Genomic DNA, 3,202 nt, shown 5'->3' with positions numbered 1-3,202 from the left:
ACGACGCGCAGGGCCATCTCACCGAAGAGATCGATCCGCTGGGCCACAAGACCGAATACGCCTACGACAAGGCCGGCAGGCCCGTGCGCATCACCGACGCGAAGGGCGGCGTCAAGGTGCTCGCCTATTCCCCATCCGGCCAGCTGCTGAGCTACACCGACTGCTCCGCCAAGACCAGCCGCTGGGAATACGACGGTCGAGGCCGCCTGGTCAAGGCCACCGATGCCGCCGGCAACGCCACCAGCTATCGCTATGCCGCCGGCCAGCTCGAAGAGATCGAACAGCCCGACAGGACGAGCGAGCATTTCGAGCACGACGCCGAAGGTCGCTTGCTCGTGCACACCGACGCGCTGGGGCGCGCCACGCGCTACAGCTACACGCGCGCCGGCCTGATCGCCGGCCGCACCGACGCCGCCGGCCGTTCGCTCAGGTACCACTGGGACCTGCTGGGCCGCCTGACCGAACTGCACAACGAGAACGGCAGCCGCTACGACTTCCGCTACGACCCGGTGGGCCGACTGCTGGAAGAAACCGGCTTCGACCGCAAGGCCACCCAGTACGTCCACGAAGAGACAACGGGCGTGCTCGCCGAAGTGATCGAGGCCGGCCACCGCACCGAGCTCGAATTCGATCCACTCGGCCGCCTGAGCGAACGCCGCGCCGGCGGGCAATCCGAACGTTTCGCCTACGACCGCAACGGCCGCCTGCTCGAGGCGACCAACAGCGATGCGCGCCTGCAGTGGTTCTACGACCCGGCCGGCAACCTGACGCGCGAGCACCATCATTACCTGGAGCGCAAGCGCACGGCAGTCTGGCAGCACCGCTACGACGAACTCAACCATCGCGTCGCCACCGTACGGCCCGACGGGCATGTCACCCAGTGGCTGACATACGGCTCCGGCCATGTGCACGGCCTGATGATCGACGGCCAGGACATCCTCGGCTTCGAGCGCGACGACCTGCACCGGGAGATCGCACGCGAGCAAGGCAACGGACTGAGCCAGCGGCAGAAATACGACCCGGCGGGCCGGCTGCTCGAACAGCACATCTCCCGCACAAGGCCAGGCGCTATCGAATCGACCACCGGCATCCAGCGCCGCTACACCTACGACAAGGCTGGCCAGTTGGTGACCATCGGCGACAGCCGCCGAGGCAGCCTGAACTACCGCTACGACCCGGTGGGCCGCCTGCTCGAAGCCAACAGCCGCCTCGGGCGCGAGACCTTCGCTTTCGACCCCGCAGGCAACATCGTCGACCCGCCCCCAGCCAACGATCCCCTGAGGCACCCGGCCGGCAAGCTGCTGGACAACCTGCTGAAGAACTACGCCGGCACCAGCTACCGCTACGACGAACACGGCAACATGACCGAGCGCGTGCGCAACGGCTGGCGAACTGTATTCGCATGGGACGGCTTCAACCGCATGACCGCAGCGACCGACCACAGCGGCATCACCACCACCTTCAGTTATGACGCGCTGGGGCGTCGTCTTTCCAAGAGTTCGGGCGACACCACGACGCTGTTCGGCTGGGACGGCGACGTGCTCGCATTCGAGAGCACGCAGAGCAGCTCAGCGATCGAGGAGGGCGGCGAGCACGGCTGGAGCGTGCACTACATCCACGAGCCGAACTCGTTCGTGCCGCTGATGCAGGTGCGCCGCGCGAGCGCGATGGCGCTGAGCGAGACGACGGATGCGAAGGCGCTGATGGAGGCCAACGGCGGCGTCTACGACATCGAGCAGGATCCGCTGTGGAACGGCGAGCAGAGGCAGGTGCCGCGGCCGTTTGACAGAAGGGAGATGGCGTTCTATCAGTGCGATCACCTGGGCACGCCGCAGGAGCTGACAGACCATGAGGGGAGCATTGCCTGGTCGGCGCAGTACAGGGCATGGGGAGAGGCGCGGGAGGCGATCAGCGAAGCCGGGAGAAGGGCGGGGTTCAGGAATCCGATTCGGTTTCAGGGGCAGTACTGGGATGAAGAGACGGGGCTGCACTACAACAGGTATCGGTACTACGATCCGGTCGGCGGAACATTTGTTAGTTCCGATCCAATTGGCTTGGCCGGTGGCGGGCACCTGCATTTATATGTACCAAGCCCCACGCAGTGGATCGATCCTCTGGGCTTGAAATATGTCTCAACTGGAAGATCTCCTACGGTTGTCTCTGGCAAGGACAGTTCGAGCAGGGCTTCGACCCAACAGTTGTCCGAATGGCGGCGAAGAATATGCCCATCTGCAATTGGTGTTGCTAGAGATAAATTTCTCGGAGACGAAATGGTGAAAGTTGGTCCCGGAAAATGGCGAAGCATCGACGGCACTCGGCAATTCAGAGTTGGACCCAGCGATTACTCAGGTGGGCATGGCATGGGCTCACCGAATGTCCCGAACACGCCTCATGTTCATTTTGAATTTTTGTCGCCAAAAATTAATAATGGCCAGCCAACAGGAAATTTTCTGGTGACGAAAAATGTTCATGTTCCTTTGGGTTGCCCATGATAATTTTTAACATTGGTCCGTTTAGTGCGGATGAATTGACAATACGATTCGATCGAGAAGGTGTTATAAGATTTCTGGATGCTGTTTCACTTTTTCTCAATCATGGTACTGATGCGACCGTGATTGATTGTTTGCAGTACAAAAAAAATTCGATTGGCGCCGCGAAAATGGAGCTTAAGCGAAAAGACGAAAATCATCTGGAAATCAGGGATGGGAGATTAACGCTTTTTATGTCCGATGAAGCATTTGAATATGCGGAATTTCTGCTTCGAAAATTTCTCCTCGAGGGAGATTTTGCGCCAGCAGAGTTTTATAGTTTTTCGAGAACGAGTAGAAGATATGACACACAAGTATTTTTTTTGAAGCTTTCGTCAGTTGAAGGCATGATTTCCAGCAATGGTCGTCAATAACGAGTAAGTGGCAGAGGCGATCGAGCGCACTTGGAGCAGCGTTCTTTTGCTGTTGGGTGATTTACATCCACGGACCGTATTGGCCTAAAGAGTAAAAAGGGCAGAGCTGAAATTCATGCTCGGGACCAAATGGAGTTTCGTTTCAGGAGATATGCACAGCCGGCAAGCTGCTGGACAGCCTGCTGAAGAACTACGCCGGCACCAGCTACCGCTACGACGAGCGCGGCAACATGACCGAGCGCGTACGCAACGGCTGGCGCACCGTCTTCGCATGGGACGGCTTCAACCGCATGACAGCGG

1 protein-coding gene is annotated in these 3,202 nt (G+C 59.6%); it reads left to right on the top strand.

What is annotated here, in order from left to right; translation table 11 throughout:
- Positions 1–2,492, top strand: a 2,492-nt coding sequence (locus ACTJLF_RS34400; protein WP_440884870.1) for an RHS repeat-associated core domain-containing protein, incomplete at its 5' end; no start/stop codon positions are given.
- Positions 2,493–3,202: the final 710 nt, after the last annotated feature.

Source organism: Variovorax sp. 22077, from assembly GCF_052044195.1.
Lineage (GTDB): Bacteria > Pseudomonadota > Gammaproteobacteria > Burkholderiales > Burkholderiaceae_C > Variovorax > Variovorax atrisoli.
The sequence above is the reverse complement of the archived record's forward strand: the minus strand, read 5'-3'. Positions and strand labels throughout refer to the sequence as shown.